The sequence below is a fragment of the Streptomyces sp. URMC 126 genome, assembly GCF_051386555.1.
In the GTDB taxonomy this organism is placed as follows: Bacteria; Actinomycetota; Actinomycetes; order Streptomycetales; family Streptomycetaceae; genus Streptomyces.
The window spans coordinates 1-261 of sequence record NZ_JBPQTX010000990.1; the positions used below are offsets into that span (position 1 = coordinate 1).

Genomic DNA, 261 nt, shown 5'->3' on the forward strand with positions numbered 1-261 from the left:
TCCACGGTCTTGATGCTGATGCCCAGATCGTCGGCGATCTGCTTGTTCAGGCGGCCGGCGACGATGCGCTCGAGCACCTGGGCTTCGCGGCTGGTCAGCTTGGCCAGCAGGGCGTCGCGGCTGGCGGCCTGCTGGTGGCCGGCAAAGGCTTCGCGGGCATGGTCCAGCATGCGCTCGACCAGGTTCAGCAGTTCTTCCTCGTTGAACGGCTTCTGGATGAAGTCCAGTGCGCCCTTCTTCATGGTGTTCACCGCCATGGGC

Annotated in this window: 1 protein-coding gene; it reads right to left on the bottom strand. The window is 64.8% G+C overall.

The genetic code is table 11. From position 1 onward, the window contains the following. Positions 1-242: response regulator transcription factor (locus ACSNOK_RS34795; protein ID WP_436784706.1), on the bottom strand; the 242-nt coding region annotated here is incomplete at its 3' end. Positions 243-261: the final 19 nt, after the last annotated feature.